24 protein-coding genes are annotated in these 20,562 nt (G+C 63.8%); 5 read left to right on the plus strand and 19 right to left on the minus strand.

Translation table 11 applies throughout. The annotated features are described in order from the left end of the window. Nucleotides 1-63: 63 nt before the first annotated feature. Together SMA01S_RS00425 and bla are read right to left on the minus strand one after the other, a co-directional pair. Nucleotides 64-840, minus strand: a complete 777-nt coding sequence (locus tag SMA01S_RS00425) for an alpha/beta fold hydrolase (protein WP_066816100.1) — start codon at nucleotides 838-840, stop codon at nucleotides 64-66. Nucleotides 841-1,185: 345 nt separating this feature from the next. Continuing rightward, nucleotides 1,186-2,052, minus strand: coding sequence for a subclass B3 metallo-beta-lactamase (bla, locus tag SMA01S_RS00430; RefSeq protein ID WP_066816103.1), 867 nt, complete (start codon nucleotides 2,050-2,052; stop codon nucleotides 1,186-1,188). 95 nt (nucleotides 2,053-2,147) lie between these two features. On the opposite strand from bla, the gene SMA01S_RS00435 reads away from it, so the two are divergent. Then, a complete protein-coding gene (locus SMA01S_RS00435) occupies nucleotides 2,148-3,017 on the plus strand; it encodes a LysR family transcriptional regulator (protein ID WP_066816106.1) in 870 nt (289 codons plus the stop codon). A 35-nt stretch (nucleotides 3,018-3,052) separates the two neighbouring features. On the opposite strand, the gene guaA is transcribed toward SMA01S_RS00435, so the two are convergent. After that, entirely contained in the window at nucleotides 3,053-4,609 is a 1,557-nt protein-coding gene (gene guaA, locus SMA01S_RS00440) for a glutamine-hydrolyzing GMP synthase (protein ID WP_066816109.1), read from the minus strand. A 166-nt stretch (nucleotides 4,610-4,775) separates the two neighbouring features. Here guaA and SMA01S_RS00445 point away from each other — a divergent pair, with 166 nt between their 5' ends. Continuing rightward, the gene (locus SMA01S_RS00445; RefSeq protein WP_245649091.1) at nucleotides 4,776-5,123 is read left to right on the plus strand and encodes a hypothetical protein; all 348 of its coding nucleotides are present in this window, start codon (nucleotides 4,776-4,778) and stop codon (nucleotides 5,121-5,123) included. A 95-nt stretch (nucleotides 5,124-5,218) separates the two neighbouring features. On the opposite strand, the gene SMA01S_RS00450 is transcribed toward SMA01S_RS00445, so the two are convergent. Both SMA01S_RS00450 and SMA01S_RS00455 read right to left on the minus strand, forming a co-directional pair. Then, nucleotides 5,219-7,033 carry a flavin-containing monooxygenase gene (locus tag SMA01S_RS00450; protein WP_218016789.1) on the minus strand — a complete coding sequence of 605 codons (1,815 nt, stop codon included), beginning with the start codon at nucleotides 7,031-7,033 and terminating at the stop codon, nucleotides 5,219-5,221. Between the two features lie 65 nt (nucleotides 7,034-7,098). Then, a complete protein-coding gene (locus tag SMA01S_RS00455) occupies nucleotides 7,099-9,249 on the minus strand; it encodes a prolyl oligopeptidase family serine peptidase (protein WP_066816110.1) in 2,151 nt (716 codons plus the stop codon). 134 nt (nucleotides 9,250-9,383) lie between these two features. On the opposite strand from SMA01S_RS00455, the gene SMA01S_RS00460 reads away from it, so the two are divergent. The 3 genes from SMA01S_RS00460 (at nucleotide 9,384) to SMA01S_RS00470 (ending at nucleotide 11,405) form a co-directional block, all read left to right on the plus strand. After that, on the plus strand, nucleotides 9,384-9,911 hold the full coding sequence (locus SMA01S_RS00460; protein ID WP_066816111.1) for a glycine zipper 2TM domain-containing protein: 528 nt from the start codon (nucleotides 9,384-9,386) through the stop codon (nucleotides 9,909-9,911). Between the two features lie 187 nt (nucleotides 9,912-10,098). After that, complete coding sequence (locus tag SMA01S_RS00465; protein ID WP_066816112.1) at nucleotides 10,099-10,596, plus strand: hypothetical protein; 498 nt, start codon at nucleotides 10,099-10,101, stop codon at nucleotides 10,594-10,596. Then, on the plus strand, nucleotides 10,593-11,405 hold the full coding sequence (locus SMA01S_RS00470; RefSeq protein ID WP_084249947.1) for an NIPSNAP family protein: 813 nt from the start codon (nucleotides 10,593-10,595) through the stop codon (nucleotides 11,403-11,405). The genes SMA01S_RS00465 and SMA01S_RS00470 overlap by 4 nt, the downstream gene beginning before the upstream one ends. Before the next feature lie 56 nt (nucleotides 11,406-11,461). Here the strand turns inward: SMA01S_RS00470 and rplQ are convergent, their stop codons facing one another. From rplQ to rpsH, 14 genes are all read right to left on the minus strand, one after another. Beyond that, on the minus strand, nucleotides 11,462-11,884 hold the full coding sequence (rplQ, locus tag SMA01S_RS00475) for a 50S ribosomal protein L17 (protein ID WP_066816113.1): 423 nt from the start codon (nucleotides 11,882-11,884) through the stop codon (nucleotides 11,462-11,464). A 177-nt stretch (nucleotides 11,885-12,061) separates the two neighbouring features. After that, a complete protein-coding gene (locus SMA01S_RS00480; protein ID WP_066583937.1) occupies nucleotides 12,062-13,123 on the minus strand; it encodes a DNA-directed RNA polymerase subunit alpha in 1,062 nt (353 codons plus the stop codon). A gap of 97 nt (nucleotides 13,124-13,220) precedes the next feature. Next, nucleotides 13,221-13,610: a 30S ribosomal protein S11 gene (gene rpsK / locus SMA01S_RS00485; protein WP_066583941.1), complete on the minus strand. Its 390-nt coding sequence runs from the start codon at nucleotides 13,608-13,610 to the stop codon at nucleotides 13,221-13,223. 54 nt (nucleotides 13,611-13,664) lie between these two features. After that, nucleotides 13,665-14,033 carry a 30S ribosomal protein S13 gene (rpsM, locus tag SMA01S_RS00490; RefSeq protein WP_066803677.1) on the minus strand — a complete coding sequence of 123 codons (369 nt, stop codon included), beginning with the start codon at nucleotides 14,031-14,033 and terminating at the stop codon, nucleotides 13,665-13,667. Between the two features lie 195 nt (nucleotides 14,034-14,228). Beyond that, on the minus strand, nucleotides 14,229-14,504 hold the full coding sequence (locus SMA01S_RS00495; protein ID WP_066816114.1) for a hypothetical protein: 276 nt from the start codon (nucleotides 14,502-14,504) through the stop codon (nucleotides 14,229-14,231). Between the two features lie 62 nt (nucleotides 14,505-14,566). Further along, on the minus strand, nucleotides 14,567-15,124 hold the full coding sequence (locus SMA01S_RS00500; RefSeq protein WP_066816122.1) for an SRPBCC family protein: 558 nt from the start codon (nucleotides 15,122-15,124) through the stop codon (nucleotides 14,567-14,569). Nucleotides 15,125-15,367: 243 nt separating this feature from the next. Further along, the gene (locus SMA01S_RS00505) at nucleotides 15,368-16,018 is read right to left on the minus strand and encodes an adenylate kinase (protein WP_066816125.1); all 651 of its coding nucleotides are present in this window, start codon (nucleotides 16,016-16,018) and stop codon (nucleotides 15,368-15,370) included. Between the two features lie 31 nt (nucleotides 16,019-16,049). Further along, nucleotides 16,050-17,414: a preprotein translocase subunit SecY gene (gene secY, locus SMA01S_RS00510; RefSeq protein WP_066816127.1), complete on the minus strand. Its 1,365-nt coding sequence runs from the start codon at nucleotides 17,412-17,414 to the stop codon at nucleotides 16,050-16,052. A gap of 122 nt (nucleotides 17,415-17,536) precedes the next feature. Continuing rightward, on the minus strand, nucleotides 17,537-18,091 hold the full coding sequence (gene rplO, locus SMA01S_RS00515; RefSeq protein WP_066816129.1) for a 50S ribosomal protein L15: 555 nt from the start codon (nucleotides 18,089-18,091) through the stop codon (nucleotides 17,537-17,539). A gap of 217 nt (nucleotides 18,092-18,308) precedes the next feature. Then, nucleotides 18,309-18,509: a 50S ribosomal protein L30 gene (gene rpmD / locus SMA01S_RS00520; RefSeq protein WP_066583962.1), complete on the minus strand. Its 201-nt coding sequence runs from the start codon at nucleotides 18,507-18,509 to the stop codon at nucleotides 18,309-18,311. Between the two features lie 6 nt (nucleotides 18,510-18,515). Next, nucleotides 18,516-19,265 (minus strand): 30S ribosomal protein S5, encoded by a 750-nt coding sequence (gene rpsE, locus SMA01S_RS00525; protein WP_066816135.1) that lies wholly within the window; start codon nucleotides 19,263-19,265, stop codon nucleotides 18,516-18,518. A 2-nt stretch (nucleotides 19,266-19,267) separates the two neighbouring features. Beyond that, a complete protein-coding gene (gene rplR, locus SMA01S_RS00530) occupies nucleotides 19,268-19,624 on the minus strand; it encodes a 50S ribosomal protein L18 (protein ID WP_066816139.1) in 357 nt (118 codons plus the stop codon). Then, the gene (rplF, locus tag SMA01S_RS00535; RefSeq protein WP_066583969.1) at nucleotides 19,624-20,157 is read right to left on the minus strand and encodes a 50S ribosomal protein L6; all 534 of its coding nucleotides are present in this window, start codon (nucleotides 20,155-20,157) and stop codon (nucleotides 19,624-19,626) included. The genes rplR and rplF overlap by 1 nt, the downstream gene beginning before the upstream one ends. Beyond that, nucleotides 20,157-20,552, minus strand: coding sequence for a 30S ribosomal protein S8 (gene rpsH / locus SMA01S_RS00540; protein ID WP_066583973.1), 396 nt, complete (start codon nucleotides 20,550-20,552; stop codon nucleotides 20,157-20,159). The genes rplF and rpsH overlap by 1 nt, the downstream gene beginning before the upstream one ends. Nucleotides 20,553-20,562: the final 10 nt, after the last annotated feature.

The raw sequence follows: 20,562 nt of genomic DNA on the forward strand, positions 1-20,562 counted from the left end.
CCGATCGGTGGAAGGCGCCCCCCCGCGCTCATCGCCTCGGTCAGCAGCAGTCTCTCGCTCCGGTTATCCCCGTCGTCCGGCGGCCTCCAGAATGAGCCGGGTGATCTCCCCCGGATGGGAGATCAGTGAGAGGTGACTTGCTTTCACTTCGATGGTCTTCGCCCCCATGCGCTTGGCCATGAAGCGTTCTAGATCAGGGTTGATCGTCCGGTCTTCCGTCGAAACGGCATAGAAGCTCGGTTTCGACCGCCACGCCGCGTGCGTGGTCTTTCCCGTCAGCAAGGCTTTTTGGAACGGTTGCTGGACAGCGTAGAGGATTCTGGCTTTTTCTTTCGGCAGATCGCCCGCGAAATCGCGTAGGAACGCTGCTTCGCTGAGACGTCCTTCATCGCCGTCATAGACGATCCCGGCGGATGCCGGGGGCGTCGGAAAAGTCTTCGCCAAGGCCGTATAGTCCTCACCGGCATCCGGCGCCCGCGCCGCCACATAGACAAGCGCCGAGACGTTCGGATGAACGCCGGCCTCCGTGACGATCATTCCGGAGAATGAATGCCCGACAAGCACGGTCGGGCCGTCTTGCCGATCCAGCACGCGCTGCGCCGATGCGACCGCTTCAGGCAGCGTCGTCAGGGGATTTTGCACGGACGTGGCGTTGAGCCCAGCCGCCTGTAAGCGCGCGATCACCTCGGACCAGCACGACCCGTCGGCGAATAACCCGTGCACGAGGACGACATTGCGTGCCTTTGTCGGAACGGGGATCACGGCCGCGCCGCGGGTGGCAATCAGCGAAGCGGTAGCACCGGCAGCCAAGCTGGCAGAGAAGGTTCGCCTGTTCATCATGTCGGTTACTCCTTCACGACCGGCGCTGGTGGACCGCGGGAGGGCGATGCGAGACGATCGCCGTCGCTCGAATGAAATCGACTATACCGTCACCGGAACCGTCAGCAAACTGCTGCTATTGAATTAGCTGGGTGAACTCCCGCCCTCGGGCCAAGGAATTTACAGAGACAATCGATAAGGGATCCGCGTCCCGAAGTGCGGGTCGATGGGGTCGGCGTTCGCGAGGCTCGCGGCGAGGTACGACCATGACGTTCGCATTTCCTTGCCGAGGCGGACCTCGCCTGCAGGCTGGCGATCCAGCAAGCGCCATCGGCCTTTTGGCGATCGGCGCCGGCCGGACCCCGCTCACATCGTCCCTTCCTTGCGCATTCGGGCGCTGAGCGCGCGTTCGGCTGCGCGGGCATAGGCGCGGCAAGCTCCGGGCGCGGTTTGAAATCTTTCCTTGGTGCCGTACTGGTCGGGATGCGCCGTGATGAGAATATCGCAGCGCATCGCTGACATCGCCGCATAGCTGCGGCGAAAGCCTGCAACCAGGGGGCGGCTGGAAGGCGAGGTGAAGCGGTAGTCGTCCGCCGAAACCGGGTTGAGGCTCGAGGCGAAAACGACCGACTTGCACTGCCGCGCCTGGCACGAACGCCAGGTCCAACTCATGCTGCCCATCGTATGGCCCGGCGTGGCGCGCGCGGTAACGACAGTGTTGCCGAGCCGCAGCGTTTCGCCATCGCGAATGATCCGCACCGAGGACACCGCCGGAAAGCGGCTGTCATAGGCGCGCTGTGGATCGTCGTCGGCGAGGCGCCCGGATCGCAGACCTTCTGCTCCTCGCGGGCTCGCGACGACCGCTGCGCCGGTATCGCGAGCTAGCGCCGCGATACCGCCGGCATGATCGAAATGCGGCTCGGTGCTGAGGATGTATTTGATGTCGCGAGGACGGAAGCCGAGCGTCGCGACATTGGCGAGGATCGTCGGCTCGGCCTGTGGCAACGCCCCATCGATGAGGATCAGGCCATCGCCAGTATCGATCAATGCGACGCTGAGCCCGCCAAAGCCCACAAGATAGCTATTGCCAAAAATGCGGACAGGGGGACGCGGAGCCAGCCATTCCGCGGCCCGTTCCGGGGCGATCGGTCTGGTCAGTGGATCGTCGCGGTCTGCCGCGGCGGCGGATCCCACGAGGGCAAGGGCAACGATAGCGGCGAGTTTGGCGAGCATGTCCTGTTCTCCTTCGCCGCATTGATGCCGCCGGGCGGGGTGAACGACAAAGCATCTTCTCTGGACAGAGCCATGAGCTGAATTCAGGATCGGGTATGGATCGCGCCCGACTACCGCTCAATGCCTTGCGAGCGTTCGAGGCAGCAGCGCGCCACCTCAATTTTACACGCGCCGCGATCGAATTGTGCGTCAGCCAAGGGGCAGTCAGCCATCAGGTTGCGCAACTCGAACGTCGTCTGGGGACGCGCCTGTTCGATCGGCTGCCGCGTGGATTGGCGCTGACCGACGACGGCCACGCATTGGTGCCCGTTCTGGCGGAGACGTTCGATCGGATCGGCGCGACGCTCGATCGTTATGCCGATGGAGGTTTCCGGGACGCGCTGAACATCGGCGTCGTCGGCACTTTCGCGACGGGTTGGCTGCTCGAAAGGCTGGACGGCTTCGCGGCGGCGCATCCGCACATCGAACTCCGCGTGTCGATCAACAACAATCGGGTCGATCTTGCCGGCGAAGCGCTCGACTATGCGATCCGGTTCGGGGACGGCGCTTGGCATGGAACGCATGCCGAGCCGCTGCTCGAGGCGCCGCTGACCCCATTATGCTCGCCCGCCGTGGCGCGGCGATTGCAAGTGCCGGCCGACCTCACCCGCGAACGACTGCTGCGATCCTATCGCGCCAGTGAATGGACCCGATGGTTCGAGGCTGCAGGCACCACGCCACCAACGCTGCGCGGTCCTCTGTTCGACAGTTCCGCGCTCATGGTTGGCGCGGCAATGACCGGCCTGGGTATCGCCCTTGCGCCGAGGACCATGTTCGCGCAAGAAATGGCTGCGGACCGTCTCATCCAGCCTTTCGCTGTCGAGGTCGATGCCGGTCGCTATTGGCTCACGCGGTTATTATCCCGCAAGAGCCGAGCGGCCACGCGAATCTTTCGTGATTGGCTGTTGGACGAAATTACGGCGTAATCTGGCGTAGTTTTGACAAGGCCAGACTGGTCACCTCACTCCCACTCGATCGTCCCAGGTGGCTTCGAGGTATAATCGTAGGTGACGCGGTTGATGCCTCTGACTTCGTTGATGATCCGGGTCGCGACGCGCGACAGGAATTCGCCGGTGAAGTGATAGGCGTCCGCCGTCATGCCATCGACCGAAGTCACCGCGCGCAACGCCAGTACGTTGTCATAGGTGCGGCCGTCGCCCATCACGCCGACCGATCGTACGGGGAGCAGCACCGCGAACGCCTGCCAGATCGCGTCATACAGGCCGGCGTTGCGGATCTCCTCGAGATAGATCGCATCGGCCTTGCGCAGGATGTCGCAGCGCTCCTTGCTCACTTCGCCCGGGATACGGATGGCGAGGCCGGGTCCAGGGAACGGATGACGGCCGACAAAGATATCGGGCAGGCCGAGTTCGCGGCCCAGGGCGCGGACTTCGTCCTTGAACAATTCGCGCAACGGCTCGACGAGCTTCATGTCCATCCGCTCGGGCAGGCCGCCGACATTGTGATGGCTCTTGATCGTCACCGACGGGCCGCCGGTGAACGACACGCTTTCGATCACGTCGGGATAAAGCGTGCCTTGCGCGAGGAAATCGGCGCCGCCGATCTTTTTCGCTTCGTCCTCGAACACATCGATGAACGTCTTGCCGATGAACTTGCGTTTCGCTTCGGGGTCGGTGACGCCCGCCAGTCCATTCAGGAACAGCGTCTCGGCGTTCACATGGACGAGCGGGATGTTGTAATGGCCGCGGAACAGGCTGACGACCTGGTCAGCCTCGCCCGCGCGCATCAGGCCGTGATCGACGAACACGCAGGTCAGCTGGTGCCCGATCGCTTCATGGATCAGCACTGCGGCGACCGCGCTGTCGACGCCGCCCGACAGGCCGCAGATCACCCGCTTGTCGCCAACCTGGGCGCGGATCTCGGCGATCTTGGCGGCGCGGAATTCGGCCATCGTCCAGTCGCCGGTCAGCCCGCAGACATGGCGCGCGAAATTGGCGATCAGTTTTGCGCCGTCGGGCGTGTGGACGACTTCCGGGTGGAATTGCATCGCGTAATAGCGGCGAGTGTCGTCGGCGATCACCGCGAACGGCGCGCCGGCGCTGGCCGCGACGGGGCGGAAGCCGGGAGCGAGCGCGGTGACCTTGTCGCCATGGCTCATCCACACCTGATGCGTCTCGCCTTCGCTCCACAGACCGTCGAACAGCTCGCAACCATCGTCGATCTCGATAAAGGCGCGGCCGAACTCGCCGCTGTCGCCGAGCTCCACAGTGCCGCCCAGCTGATGCATCAGCACCTGTTGGCCGTAACAGATGCCCATGATCGGCAATCCGCTGTCGAGGATCGACTGCGGCACACGCGGACTATCGTCGTCCAATACGCTCGCCGGGCTGCCCGACAGGATGACCCCGCGAGGCTTCATTCGCGTGAAGGCGTCCGCGGCGGACTGGAAGGGAGCAATTTCCGAATAGACGCCCGCCTCTCGCACGCGGCGTGCGATGAGCTGCGTCACCTGGCTGCCGAAATCTACGATGAGGATCGAGTCGCTGTGCTGGGTCATGGCGCCCGATAGCGACTGATCCCTTCGAGCGCCAGTTAGGGCGCCCCAAAACCGATCCTGCCCCTCCGTATACATCCGGATGCAATTTCCGCTTCACAAAACTGCAGGAAATGTGTCATGATTCTGTAACATCGCGATCAAGCGGTGGTTTTGGAAGGATGCAGACATGATCAAGACGGTAATTCTCTCGTTGCTTGTCGCGGCGCCGCTGACGGCGGTTCCGGCAGCGGCGGCCTCGAATGACGGCCAGACCACGGCGCTCGTCACGGCACGCGACGCCGATGTACGTTCGGCCGAAGCGCTTACCCGCGTCGCGCCCAGGGATGGCGGCGCCTATATCGAGCTGGCCCAGGCCTATTTGCGCGCGGACCGCACTGCGGATGCCGCTGCTGCCTATCGCCGTGCGCTCGTGCTCGACAACGAGATGATGGAAACCAAGACCGGCGATTCGATCTGGTCGCGCAATGTCGCGCGCGCCGCGCTGGTACGTTTCCCCCAGATGTCCTCGCGCTGATTCAGCGGGGCGCGCCCGGTCTCCGCTCAGGAGGCCGGGTAGCGGCTTTTCGCGATATGGCCCGTCGTCCATTCGACGATGCGGCGGGCCACGGCTTAGTTGAAGGCTAGGCCCTCGAACTTGCCTGACCGCGTCCAGTCGTCGAGATACCGGAAATAAGCGAAGGCGCCGAGCGGATAGCCGACCGCGAGCGCCGCTGCCGGGCCCGGATCCTTGCCCTCATTGTTATAGTAACCAGGCGTGCAGTCGGGAGCGTTGCGCAACGTTCGCCCCGGTCCGGTCAGCAACAGATCGACCCAGGCCTCCTGCGCTTCCTGCGTCACCTCGACCTCTTTGGCGCCGATCTCTTCTGCGTGGCGAACGACCGCGGCAATCGCGCGCGCGGACTCGGTCAGATTGTGCGGCACGTTGGAGATCAGGTTCGCGCCCTGTGTCGGCGTCACCACGAACATATTGGGGTAATCATGGACGTGGATGCCGTGCTTCGAGCGCATGCCTTGCGCCCAGCTGTCAGCGAGTTTCACCCCGTCACGACCGATTACGTCGAAGCCGAGCAAGCTCTGCAGATTGGTCCCGACATGGAAGCCGGAGGCATAGATGATGCAATCGACCTCGTAATGCTTGCCGGCGACGACGAAACCGGTCTCGTCGATCCGCTCGACCCCCTGCCCGTCGGTGTCGATCAGATGCGTGCCGGGCGTGTTGAACGCCTGAAGATAAGCGTCGTGGAAGCACGGACGCTTGCAGAGCTGGCGGTACCAGGCCTTCAGCTTCGCCGAGGTTTCCTTATCCTCGACGATCGCGTCGACGCGATCGCGGATTTCCTCCATCTTCTCGAAGTCGGAATCCTCCCACACCGACATGATGTCGGCCAGGCTGCGCTTGTCCGGCGGCAGGGTCGCCACCCGGGCCTTGATCCGGCGCGACAGATCGGTCCAGCCGTCCTGGACCCAATCCTCCTCGATCATGTTACCGGGCGTCTGGTTGGCGGTAAAATTCTCCAGCCAGCGGCGTTGCCAGCCCGGCGTGGCGATGCTCGCGAACCATTCGGGGTCGATCGGTACGTTGTTGCGCACGTCGACCGAGGATGGCGTGCGCTGGACGACATAAAGCTCTTTGCACGCCCGCGCGAGATGCGGGACGGCCTGGACCGATGTCGCGCCGGTGCCGATGATCGCGACGCGCTTGTCGGCGAGGCCGGTCATCAACGCACCCTTGGCGTCGCCGCCGGTATAGTCATAATCCCACCGGCTGGTGTGGAACGACTTGCCCTTGAAGCTGGTGAGGCCAGGAATGCCCGGCAATTTGGCGACGTGAAGCGGACCGGTGCCGATGCCGACATATTTGGCGGTGAAGCGATCGTCGCGATCGGTGGTGATGACCCAGAGCGACCGCTCCCCGTCCCAGGCGATCTCGCGGATCTGGGTATGGAACAGCGCCTTGTCGTAGAGATGATATTGACGGCCGATCCGCTGGCATTGTTCGAGGATTTCCGGTCCATGCGCGTATTTCTCGGTCGGCATGTGCCCGGTTTCTTCGAGCAGCGGGATGTAGATCATCGACGCCGTGTCGCATTGCGCTCCGGGATAGCGGTTCCAATACCAGGTGCCGCCGAAGTCGCCGCCCTTTTCGATGATGCGGAAGTCGCCGATCCCGGCCTCGGCGAGCCGCGCCCCCGTCACCAGACCGGCGAACCCGCCACCGACAAACGCGAAGGTCACGTGATCGGTGACCGGGTCGCGCTCGGTGAATGGCGTGTGCGGATCGGCGGCATAATGCGCCAGATTGCCCTCGAGGTTGAGATATTGGGCGTTGCCATCGTCGCGCAGGCGCTTGTCGCGCTCGGCGATATATTTCGCGAGCAGCGTCTTTTTGTCGATCGGCTTCTTGAGCGGGGTCTGGTCGTTCATGACCATACCCTATCTTTGAAAAACGGTCCGGCGCAAGATGCAAAGCGCCGGACCGTGAACCTCATTTAGTCGATCGGCTTCACATCGAGGCCAGTCCATCTGGCAATGAACGCCCAATCGATCGCAGTCTCGTCGATGATCTTGTCGGTCGGCTTGCCCGACCCGTGTCCGGCACGCGTCTCGATCCTGACCAGGTGTGGCTTCGGACCTAGGTCCATCGATTGGAGCATCGCGGTGTACTTGAAGGTATGCCCCGGCACGACGCGGTCATCGGTATCTGCCGTCGCCGCCAGGATCGCCGGATAAGGCTTGCCCGCTCGGATATTGTGATAGGGCGAATAGGCGTAGAGCGTTTTGAAATCGGCCTCCTTGGAGGGATAGCCGTAATCGTCGACCCAATAGCGTCCGGCGGTGAAGCGGTCGAACCGCAGCATGTCCATCACGCCGACCTGGGGCAAAGCGGCCGCGAACAGATCGGGCCGCTGGTTGACGACCGCACCGACCAGCAGACCGCCGTTGGAGCCGCCCTGGATCGCGAGCTGATCCTTGCCGGTATAGCCCTTGGCCTTCAGATATTCGCCCGCCGCGATGAAATCGTCGAATACGTTCTGCTTGTTGGCGAGCCGCCCGGCGTCGTGCCACGCTTTGCCATATTCGCCGCCGCCGCGGATATTGGCGACCGCGAGCACCCCACCCTGCTCGAGCCAGGCAACGCGCGTAGCCGAGAAGGCCGGGGTCATCGAGATGTTGAACCCGCCATAAGCATAGAGCAGCGTCGGCGCGGGGCCGGTCACGCCCTTTTTGCGCACGATGAACATCGGCACCGTGGTCTTGTCCTTCGACGGATAGAAGACCTGGCTGACCTCATAACCGGCAGGATCGAACGCGACCTTGGGCTGAGCCCAGACGCTCGTCTTCCCGGTCGCGACGTCATAGCGATAGATCGTCGTCGGCGTGGTGTAGCTGGTGAAAGTGAAGAAGGTCTCGGGATTGTCGGCCTCGCCGCCGAACCCGCCCGCCGCGCCGATCCCAGGCAGCGTCACCTCGCCGTCGGGCTTGCCGTCGAGCGTGAAGCGGCGGACCTCGCTCTTCACATCGACCATATATTCGCCGATCAGCTTGCCGCCGATCAGGCTGGCGGTGTCGAGCACAGCCTTGTCCTGCGGGATGACCTCGACCTCGGGCGGGATTGCCGAGCGCGCGTAGAGATTGGTCATCACCACCTTGTTGCGCGGCGCGTCCTTGTTGGTCAGCCAGTAGAAATTGCCGCCCTGGTTACCGATCAGCCCCCACATATTGGCCATGCCGGTGAACAATTTCCGCGGCGTCGGGTTGGGCGCTGTCAGGTCGATGACCGTCACGTCGTTGCGGTTGTCGGTCCCCTCCGTCGTATAGATGACCAGCCATTTGCCGTCGTCGGTGACGCCGGCGCCATGGCCCCATTTGGGATGATCGGGAGTCGCATAGACCAGCGCGTCCGCCGATTGCGGCGTGCCGAGCTTGTGGAAATAGACCGCCTGATTCTCATTGGTCGACTGGAACTTCTTGCCCTCTGGCGGTGCCGGGAAGCGCGAATAATAGAAGCCCGATCCGTCCTTGGCCCAGGACAGGCCGGAGAATTTGACCCATTCGACATCGTCGTCGAGCACCTTGCCGGTGTCGACGTCGAGCACCTTGACCGTGCGCCAGTCGGTGCCGCCGTCCTGGATCGCATAGACGAGCTTCTTGCCGTCTTCACTCGGCGCCCATTCGCCGAGCGCGGTGGCGCCGTCCTTCGACCAGCCATTGGGGTCGATCAATACCCTGCCCTGCCCGTCGACGCCGTCACGGACGAACAGCACGGCCTGGTTCTGAAGACCGCTATTGTGCAGGTAGAAATAGCGTCCGCCCTTGCGCTCGGGCTGGCCGAACCGCTCATAGTCGATCAGCTTCTTCAGACGCTCCTTGAACACGTCGCGGCCGGGGAGCGTCGCCAGATAGGCGTCGGTGACCTTGTTTTCGGACTCGACCCAAGTGGCGACCTTCGGATCGGTGCGGACGTCGTTTTCGAGCCAACGATAGGGGTCGGCGACCTTCACGCCGAATTGTTCGTCGACAGCGTCGCCGCGCTCGGTGGCGGGATAGGTGATGGTGGTCATATCGGTTTTCGGGGAACTCGTCTGGGCAAGAGCGGGCGCGGCAAGCGCGATCAGGGTCAGCGGCAAGATATGGCGCATTCAGGGCTCCGCAAGCTAGCGTGGGGCATTCTGTGTATCAGGCGGCACACCGCGTTCAATGGCTGGAAATGGCGCCGTTTCGGACCCATAACGGCCTTTAGGTGTTGTCCGCCCTGTAACAAGGAGAAGAATAAATGATCCGCTCCCTCCCGATCGCCGCGATCATATTGTCGTCGATCGCCCTTCCCGCGACGGCCCAAACCGTGTCCGAACAACGCCGCTGGGAAGCCGCCCAGCGCCGCTATGACAATGAGACCGCGATTTACGACCGCGCACGCGCAGATTACGAAGCGGCGCAGCGGCGCGACCGCCGCTACGGCTATAATAATGGCGGCTATAACGACCCGCGCTACAACGGCCCCAATGACGGCCAATATGCGACCGATTATGACGCCTCGCGTTATTATCGCGACGACCCGCGCTATCAGGAGCGCACGCTTAGCTCGAACGACCAGGTCTATCGTGGGTCTGACGGCCGTTATTACTGCAAGCGCTCCGACGGCACGACCGGGCTGATTATCGGCGGCGCCGCCGGCGGTATCGTCGGCAACGTCATCGATGGCGGCCGCAACCGCGTCGCCGGTACGCTGATCGGCGGCGCGCTGGGCGCGCTCCTCGGCAAGAAGGTCGACCAATCGAACAGCGAGTATCGCTGCCGCTGAGCCGCACGGCGTTGAGTTGACGCCGAGACGGCGCGGAATCCATTTCCGCCACGTCGGAACTAGGAAGGCCGCACTCCCACAAGGGGTGCGGCCTTTCTCCTGTCCTCTTCACAAGCTCTTCTCTGCCTATTGACAAAACAGGTCGTCCGGTCTGTTTTGTCGGCGACAGGTGAGAGGAAGCGGGGAAATGCCAGACACAGACGATCGGCCCGAGGAGCGCCGCGCGGGGGTCGGCGACTTCGACTTCCTTCACGGCGCGTGGCGCGTGCGGCACCGGCAGCGTCGCGAGCGGCTGGCCGGGTGCAACGAATGGATAGAGTTCGGCGGCACGATGGAAGCCGGTCCGATCCTAGGCGGCCTGGGCAATCTCGACCGCAACGTGATCGACCTACCCGACGGACGTTACGAGGCCTGCACGTTGCGGCTATTCCATCCCGACACCCGGCAATGGTCGCTGCACTGGATCGACGGGCGCGATCCCAAGATAGATCCGCCGCTCTACGGCGCATTCAAGGATGGCCTCGGTACGTTCTTCGGCGACGACAGTTTCCGTAGCCAGCCGATCCGGCTGCGCTTCCTCTGGGAGCGGCCGATGCCGACCACCGCGCGCTGGAACCAGGCTTTTTCGGCCGATGCCGGCACGACCTGGGAAACCAATTGGATCATGGAGTTCAGCCGCGCATGAAACGCTTTCCTTTTCTGTCACTCGCCGTTGCCGGCATTGCGGCGCTCGCCACCCCAGCCCCCGGCATCGCGGCCGACGACACGGCCCTGCATCCGGTCATTGAGCTGCGCCAGTACAAGATCATGCCCGGCAAGCGCGACACGATGATCGCGCTGTTCGAGCGCGAGTTCGTCGAAAGCCAGGAAAGGCTTGGGATGCGACTGGTCGGCCAGTTCCGGGATCGCGACGATCCCAGCCGGTTCACCTGGATCCGCGCCTTCCCGTCGATGGAGGCGCGCGGCAAGGCGCTCAACGACTTCTATTTCGGGCCGGTCTGGCAGGCACATCGCGGCGAGGCCAACCCGCTGCTGGACGACAATGACGACGTCCTGCTGCTGCGACCGGCCTGGCCCGGATCGGGATTCGGTCCGCCAAGCGGGCAACGGCCGCCACCCGGGGCCAGCGGCAAACCGGCTGGACTCATCGTGGCGACGATCGAATATCTGTGGAAGCAACCGGACGAGGGATATGCGGCCTATTTCCGCGACACACTGGCACCCGCCTATCGCGCGGCGGGCCTACCGGTACTCGCCGTTTATGGCCCCGAGACCGAGCCCAACAATTTCCCGCGCCTCTATGTGCGGCAAAACGAACGGCTGCTGGTGTGGTTTACGCGGGTTTCCAGCCCTGCCGCCTATCAGGCCGCCCAACGCAAGTTACGCGCAACGGCGGTATGGCGTGAGTCGCTTCGGCCGGCTTTAGCCAATTATCGCGAGCGCATCCCGCAAGTTCTCATGCTGTCGCCAACGCCGCGGTCGCTGCTGCGATGACCCAAACAAAAAAGGCCCCGCTTTCGCGAGGCCTTTTTTAGGTCGGTCGATGCCGATCAGGCGGCGACGTCGTAGTCGTCGTCCGTCATCACCGGGCCCGAATCCTGACCCTTGGCACTCACGTCGCGATCGACGAATTCGATGATCGCCATCGGCGAGGCGTCGGAAGCACGAATGCCGGCCTTGATCACGCGGGTATAGCCGCCGGCGCGCGAGGCGTAGCGGGGGCCGATCACGTCGAACAGTTTCACCAGCTGCGCGTCGTCGAGCAAGCGCGCATGCGCCAGACGACGGTTGGACAAGCCACCCTTCTTGGCCAGCGTCACCAGCTTCTCGACATACGGACGAAGTTCCTTCGCCTTGGCGACGGTGGTGGTGATCTGCTCGTGCTTGATGAGAGCGGCCGCCATGTTGCGGAACAGGGCGAGACGATGCGCGGAGGTACGCTGAAGCTTACGACCGCCAACCTTATGACGCATTTGATAGTCCTTTCAGTTCGTTAAGGGGCCGTTTCAGGTACCCCAGACCAGGTGGCGACGCGGACCACCCCCAAATCGTCACCCCCGCGAAAGCGGGGGCCCATCTCCCGCCGTCGAACCCAGACCTTTTTGAAGGAGCTGGGTCCCCGCTTTCGCGGGGATGACGGCGGATGGGCGTCAGCCCATAATCTCCTGCTCGAGCTTCTTGGCCATCTCTTCGATATTCTCAGGCGGCCAGCCCGGGATTTCCATCCCGAGACGGAGACCCATGCTCGACAGCACTTCCTTGATCTCGTTGAGCGACTTGCGGCCGAAATTCGGCGTGCGCAGCATCTCGGCTTCGGTCTTGCCGACCAGATCGCCGATATAGATGATGTTGTCGTTCTTGAGGCAATTCGCCGAACGCACCGACAGTTCGAGCTCGTCGACCTTCTTGAGCAGGTAACGATTGATCTGCTGGGTATCGCCCGAGACGCCGGTATCCGACGGTGCCGCGGCAACGCCGATCGGCGCCGAGCGGGTGATCGCCGAATCGTCGAAGTGAACGAACAGCGCCAGCTGGTCCTGCAGGATGCGCGCAGCGTAAGCGAGCGCGTCCTCCGGGGTCACCGTGCCGTCGGTTTCGACCGTCAGCGTCAACTTGTCGTAATCGAGTTCCTGCCCAACGCGGGTGTTCTCGACCTTGTACGACACCTGGCGCACGGGCGAGTAGAGCGCGTCGACTGGGATCAGACCGATCGGCGCATCGGCCGGACGGTTGGCGACCGCGGCGACATAGCCCTTACCGACATCGGCGGTGAGCTCCATGTTGAGCGTCGCGCCCTCGTCGAGGTGGCAGATCACCAGATCGGGGTTCATCACTTCGATGTCGCCCGATACGGCGATGTCGCCGGCCTTGACCTCGGCCGGGCCGGTGGCCGCGAGCTGGAGACGACGCGGACCTTCGCCCTGCATCTTCAGCGCGATCTGCTTCACGTTGAGCACGATGTCGGTCACATCCTCACGGACGCCGGCAAGCGAGCTGAACTCGTGCAGCACGTTCTCGATCTTGATCGAGGTGACCGCCGCGCCCTGAAGGCTCGACAGCAACACGCGACGCAGCGCGTTGCCAAGGGTGAGACCAAAACCGCGCTCGAGCGGCTCGGCAACGAAGGTCGCCTTGCTCTTCCCGTCACCGCCCTTCTTTTCGAGCGCGTTGGGCTTCTTCAATTCCTGCCAGTTCTTTGCATTGACAGACACGGGGGCTTCCCTCTGTTGGGCCGGGGGTGGGGGTAACCCCTGCGGCCGTGGGCGAATGCCGGCGCAGCGCGATCAACCGCGCGCCGGCCAGACGAATTCAGACGCGGCGACGCTTGGACGGGCGCACGCCATTGTGCGGGATCGAGGTAACGTCGCGGATCGAGGTGATCTGGAAGCCGACCGCTTGCAGCGCACGAAGCGCCGACTCGCGACCCGAACCCGGACCCTTGACCTCTACTTCGAGCGTGCGGACGCCGTGCTCGGCGGCCTTGCGGCCAGCATCCTCGGCGGCAACCTGCGCCGCGTACGGGGTCGACTTGCGCGATCCCTTGAACCCCATCATCCCGGCGGACGACCAGCTGATCGCATTGCCCTGGGCATCGGTGATGGTGATCATGGTATTGTTGAAGCTGGCGTTCACATGGGCGACGCCGGCGGTGATGTTCTTGCGTTCGCGCCGACGAAGGCGCTGCGGTTCACGTGCCATTTTTCTATCCTAACCTTCGAAGCTGGAAGTAGCGGTGCGGACGAGCGCGCCTGCTTACTTCTTCTTGCCGGCGATCGGCTTGGCCTTGCCCTTGCGAGTGCGCGCATTGGTGTGCGTGCGCTGGCCACGGACCGGCAGACCCTTGCGATGGCGCAGGCCGCGATAGCAGGCCAGATCCATCAGGCGCTTGATGTTCATCGCGGTCTCGCGACGAAGATCGCCTTCGACCATGTAGCCGGCGTCGATCGCTTCGCGGATCTGCAGGACTTCCTGGTCGGTCAGGTCCTGAACGCGGCGCTCGGGCGCGATGTTCAGCTTCGTGGTGATTTCCTTGGCCTTGGCCGGGCCAATGCCGTGGATGTACTGGAGCGCGATTACTACGCGCTTGTTGGTCGGGATGTTGACACCCGCAATACGTGCCATGAAATTTATTCTCCTAGCTCCACGGAGCACGGCATGGCTGCCACGTACCCCATCTCATCGCGATGCCCGAAACGCACGACAGCGGCGGACGCAGGCAAGCGCCGCCGGTCAGCCGGTGTATCGGAAGGGCGTTCACTTAGGGTCGAGTCGCTACAGTGTCAAGCGCGGGTGCGGGTGGAATGCGCCAGTCGCCCACTACCGGATGTCCGTGGCTGCATAACGATCGTCATCGCCTCGTCCCCGTCCATAGCTGAGATCGCCGGTGTCGGGAAGCGTATCGGCGGGTTGGACGAACGACGCGTCGACGATCTCGGCGCCGCGATCCGCTCCGTCCGCCGATGCGGCAAGGTTGGCATAGAACGGGTTCATCTCGGCCACGGTCTGATTGCCCGCCAAGATGCCGGTTCCGACTGCGGCCAGGATGCCCAAGCCGAGCCCGAACGCCCAACGATTGCCACCATCGACGCGCACCGGCCATCCTCCTTTCCAATGCCCGCAGGCATCGAACGCGAGAAGGCAGATCGGCGTTCCCGTTATTTCTTGTCGTCTGGGCCGATGGGAGCAGGCGGCGGGGCCTCCGCCGCGGTCTTGAGTCCGTCCAGCTGGGTGCCGAACACGCCGTCGACGAGCGGCGCGAGCTTCTCGAACCCGGTCGGCGAATAGCCCCCGGCGACATAAGTCATCTTGACCTTGGTTGCCTTGTCGCCCTCCGGCGACAGTTCGAACGTCAGGGTCGCGACGATCGCCTCACCCTGGAGCGGACCGAACGCGCCTTCCATCCGCAGCATCTTGCCCTTGTCGACGAAGATCAGCCGCGCATGCTGGACGCTGCCCCTGCCCGGCAACTTCTCGCAGAAGCACCCCGTCGACTGGCTGTCGATATAGAGGTTGGCGGAGTCGCCCGACCAGGTGTGCTCCTTGGACCACCAGCGTTGAGGGGCGCGCAGCGTCTCCCAGACCACGTCAGGCGAGGCGCCGATGGTGACGGACTTTTCGACGACGAAGCCGGCCGCTTCGGCTTTCACGACATCGGCAATGGCGGGTGTTGTGACGATCGCAAACAGAACGGCGGCAATTGCGGCGCGGAACATGGCGGATCCCCCCTCAGGATGGAGGAAGACTATCGTGCCACAAGCCATCCGTCACTCCCGCGCAACACCCTCCCGTCACCCCAGCCACTTCCGTCATCCCAGCGCAAGCTGGGATCTCAAGCGGCGGCGCGATCGCTTTGTAAACCACGAGACCCCAGCTTTCGCTGGGGTGACGGGAGGGTGTTTCGCTAGGATGCCGACTATTTGCCAAAGGAAGACGGCCGAGCCTCAGGCCCTATCGCCTTACTTCCCGTCCAGCGCCGCCGCCACCGCGGCACTGACCCGGTCGATATCCGCCATACCGTCGACGCGCGCCAGAATGCCGCGCGCTTCGTAGATCGGGATGATCGGCGCGGTCTTGCCGCGATATTCGGCCATCCGGGTGCGGACGGTCTCTTCGTTGTCGTCCGGCCGGCGCTTGAACTCGGTCGAGCCACAGACGTCGCAGACACCGGCGACCTTGGGCTGCTTGAATTTGTCGTGATAGCCCTCACCGCACTTGGCGCAGGTGTAGCGGCCGGTGATCCGCTCGACGAGCGCATCCTCATCGACGGTCAGTTCGATCACACGGTCCAGCTTGCGGCCACGATCGGCGAGCAATTGGTCGAGCGCTTCGGCCTGCGCGGCAGTGCGCGGATAGCCGTCGAAGATCGCGCCCTCGCCCGGCGTCATCTGGTCGAGCCGCTCGCCGATGATCCCCGAGACCACATCATCGGGCACGAGTTCGCCGGCATCCATGATCGCCTTGGCCTTGAGGCCGGTCGGCGTCCCCGCCTTCACCGCTGCGCGCAGCATGTCGCCGGTCGACAGCTGGACCATGCCGCGGTCGGCGACGAGCTTCGCCGCCTGAGTGCCCTTGCCGGCACCCGGTGGGCCGAGGAGGATGATGTTCACGCCGATCTACTCCCTGTTGGCGCCGCCCCTCTTAACGGAGGCGGCCGCCCTTCAACTTCGCCTTCTTGATGAGGTCGCCATATTGGTGCGCCAGCAGATGCGACTGGATCTGGGTCACCGTATCCATCGTCACGTTGACGACGATGAGCAGGCTGGTGCCGCCGAGATAGAACGGGATTTTGAGCGCCGAAACGAGATATTCTGGCACCAGGCAGATCACCGCCAGATAGGCCGCGCCGATCACGGTAATGCGCGTCAGCACATAATCGAAATAGGCTTCGGTGTTCTTGCCCGGACGGATGCCGGGGATGAACCCGCCATAGCGCTTCAGATTGTCCGCAGTCTCTTCGGGATTGAACACCACGGCGGTGTAGAAGAACGAGAAGAAGATAATGCCGAGTCCGTACAGCGTCATGTACAGCACCGAGCCGTGCTGGAGATACTGATTGAGGCCGATGACGACATCGCCCCACCAGGTATCGCCCTTGACCTTGTTGCCCGCGAGCTGGGTGATGGTCAGCGGCATCAGCAGCAGCGACGAGGCGAAGATCGGCGGGATCACGCCGGCCGTGTTGAGCTTGAGCGGCAAGTGGCTGCGGTCCGACTGCACGCCGCGCTGGGTTTGTCGCTTTGGATATTGGATCAGGATACGACGCTGCGCGCGCTCCATGAAGCAGATGAACAGGATGATCGCGACGACCGCCACGATGATCCCGATCACCTGGAAACTGTCCATGCTGCCGGTGCGGCTGCCGTTGACCAGGTTATAGATGTTGGTCGGCATGTTGGCGACGATGCCGGCCATGATGATCAGCGATACGCCGTTGCCGATGCCACGGCTGGTGATCTGCTCGCCCAGCCACATCAGGAACATGGTGCCGCCGACCAGGCTGATCACCGCGCCGACGCGGAACAACATTCCTGGCTCGACCACCGCCTGGATACCGGAATTGGCGCCATAGGCCTCAAGCCCGACGGCAATGAACCAGCCCTGCACCGCGGTCAGCGCGACGGTGCCGTAGCGGGTATATTGGTTGAGCCGCTTGCGCCCGCTCTCACCTTCTTTCTTGATCGCCGCGAGCGTCGGCGACAGCGAGGTCGCGAGCTGCACCACGATCGAGGCAGTGATATAGGGCATCACGCCGAGCGCGGTCAGCGACATGCGCTTGAGCGACCCGCCCGAGAAATTGTTGAAGAAGTCGAGCACACCGCCATTGGTCTGGTTCGACAGCACGCCGAGCGCGGTCGGATCGACGCCGGGCAGCGGCACGTAGCTCAGCAGCCGGAAGACGATCAGCGCGCCGATCGTGAACCACAGCCGCTTCTTGAGGTCGGTCGCCTGGGCGAACTTGGAAAGGTTGAGCCCTGAGGCCAGACTGTCGGCTGCGGATGCCATTTATTTGATCGTCCCGAAATAAAAACGGCGGAGATGCGTGTTCCGCGCCCCCGCCGCTCATATAGGCGCCCATTCGGCCTTGTCACCTATCGCCCGTCGCACAAGCGACGGACCGGTGTGGATTACTTCTTCGCGGCCGCCTGCTTGGCTTCCTTGTCAGCCTTGCGCTCGCGATACTTGACGCCCTTCTTGGCGGCAGCCTTGTCGGCGGCGGAGACGAGCTCGATCACCTCGACCTTGCCGCCAGCCTTCTCGACCGCCTCGATCGCGCCCTTCGACGCGCCGGCGACGAGGAAGCTGAGCTTGGCGGTCAGTTCGCCCTTGCCGAGCAGACGGACGCCGTCCTTGCCACCGCGCGCCAAGCCAGCGGCCTTCAGCGCGGCATGGTCGATAATGCCCTTGCCGTCGAGCTTGCCGGCGTCGACCGCCTTCTGGATCGCGCCGAGGTTCACCTCGGCATGGTCCTTGGCGAAGATGTTGTTGAAGCCACGCTTCGGCAGACGCATATGGAGCGGCATCTGGCCGCCCTCGAAGCCCGCGATCGAGACGCCTTCACGGCTCTTCTGGCCCTTCTGGCCACGACCGGCGGTCTTGCCCTTGCCCGAGCCGATGCCACGGCCGACGCGGATCTTGCGATGGCGCGCGCCCTGGTTGTCGCGCAGTTCGTTCAGTTTCATATCGTGCACTCGCTTTCGCTTTTGTCGCGCAAGCTCCCTCGAGCGGGAGCTTTATCCCCTCTCCCGCTTGCGGGAGAGGTACGGAGACTTGGCAGCTTGCTGCCTAGTCGAAGTGGTGAGGGTCTTCTTTCTTCCTCGTCGCCGCAACACCGCGGAGAAGAAGAAAGAAGACCCTCACCCAACCCTCTCCCGCAAGCGGGAGAGGGCTAGATTAGGTTTACTCGGCCACACTCACCATGTGAGCGACCTTCTTGATCATGCCGCGAACCTCGGGCGTGTCCTTGAGCTCGACGGTCCGGTGCATCTTGTTGAGGCCCAGACCGATCAGCGTGGAACGCTGGTCCTTGGTGCGGCGGATCGGCGAACCGGTTTGGGTGATCTTCACCGTGCCGGTCGCGGCTTCCTTCTTGGCTGCCATGTCGACTTACTCCGCGATCGCCAAGGCTTCAGCCTCGGCAGCGCCCTTGTCGGCGCCACCGCGGCCGAGCAAGTCGGCGATCTTCTTGCCGCGCCGCTGCGCAACCGACTTCGGCGAAGTCTGGTCGCCCAACGCCTCGAAGGTGGCGCGGATCATGTTGTAGGGGTTCGACGTGCCGACCGACTTGGTCACCACGTCGGCGACGCCGAGCGATTCGAACACGGCGCGCATCGGACCGCCGGCGATGATGCCGGTACCCTGCGGCGCCGAGCGCAGCGTGACCTTGCCCGCACCGAAATGGCCGTTGCCATCATGGTGCAGCGTGCGGCCTTCGCGCAGCGGAACGCGGATCATGTGCTTCTTGGCAGCCGCGGTCGCCTTGGAGATCGCCTCCGGTACTTCGCGCGCCTTGCCATGACCGAAGCCGACACGGCCCTTGCCGTCGCCCACGACGACCAAAGCTGCGAAGCCGAAGCGCTTGCCGCCCTTCACCGTCTTCGAGACGCGATTGATGTGGACCAGCTTCTCGATCAGCTCTTCGCCGCCGTCGTCACTGCCCTGGCCACGACGATCGTCGCGACGTCCGCCGCGGCCGCCGTCACGGCCGCCACGATTGCCGCCGCCGCCGCCCGGGCCGCCACGGCCACGACCGCCACGACCGCCACCACGGCCACCCTGCGGCGCCTCATGGGTCGTCGCTTCGGCCGCAGGCGCATCGACGGGAGCGTCGACCGTCGGGTTGGTTTCGTCAGCCATTCTCAGAACTCCAGTCCGGCTTCACGAGCCGCATCGGCCAGCGCCTTGACGCGGCCATGAAACAGGAAGCCGCCGCGATCGAACACGACCTGCTTGACCCCGGCCTTCACCGCGGCTTCCGCCACGCGCTTGCCGACTTCGGTCGCGGCGTCGATGTTCGCGCCCGACTTGCCGCGCACGTCCTTTTCCAGGCTCGAAGCGGCGGCAACGGTCTTGCCGTTCTCGTCGTCGATCACCTGGGCATAGATGTGCTTGCCCGAACGATGCACAGAGAGGCGCGGACGACCGCCGCCACGCGACCGAAGCGCGGTGCGATTGCGCCGGCGGCGCTTCTCGAAAAGCGAAAGACCCTTGGTCATTACTTCTTCTTCCCTTCCTTACGGAAGATGTACTCGCCATCGTACTTGATGCCCTTGCCCTTGTACGGCTCGGGCTTACGCCAGCGGCGGATCTCGGCGGCCAGCTGGCCGACCTTCTGCTTGTCGGCGCCCGAAATCTCGACCGTCGTGTTGTCCGGGGTAGCGACCGTCAGGCCCTCCGGCACGTCGATATCGACATCGTGGCTGTAGCCGAGCTGCAGCTTCAGCTTCCTGCCCTGGGCGTTGGCGCGGTAGCCGACGCCGGTGATCAGCAGCTTCTTGGTGAAGCCGTCGGTCACGCCGGTCACCAGGTTCTGCACCAGGGTACGCTGCATGCCCCAGAACGCGCGAGCGCGCTTGGTCTCGTTGGCCGGCTTGACGCCGATCGAGTCAGCCTGGACGTCGTAGACGACCTCATCGGCCATCGGCATGGTGAGGGTGCCCTTGGGGCCCTTCATGCTGAGCGTGCCGTCGGCGACCGTCGCGGTGACACCGCTCGGAATCGCGACCGCTTTTTTGCCAATGCGGCTCATCAGAACACCTCCGCCAGCACTTCGCCGCCGACATTCTGCTCGCGTGCTTCGGCATCCGAGAGCACGCCGCGCGGCGTCGAGACGATGGTGATGCCCAGGCCGTTCATCACGCGCGGCAGTTCCTGCGAACCGCTGTACACGCGGCGGCCCGGCTTCGAGACGCGCGCAACATGCTTGATGGCCGGCTGGCCCTCGAAATATTTGAGCTCGATACGGATGCCCTTGGCGGGCCCCATCTCTTCCTCGGAATAACCGCGGATATAGCCCTCACGCTGGAGAACATCGAGCACGCGGACGCGCAACTTCGACGCCGGCGAAAGGACCGAGTCCTTGCGCGCGCGCTGGCCGTTGCGGATGCGGGTGAGCATATCACCCAGGGGATCGGTCACTGCCATCTTCGTGTCC

The organism is Sphingomonas mali NBRC 15500 (assembly GCF_001598415.1).
In the GTDB taxonomy this organism is placed as follows: domain Bacteria; phylum Pseudomonadota; class Alphaproteobacteria; order Sphingomonadales; family Sphingomonadaceae; genus Sphingomonas; species Sphingomonas mali.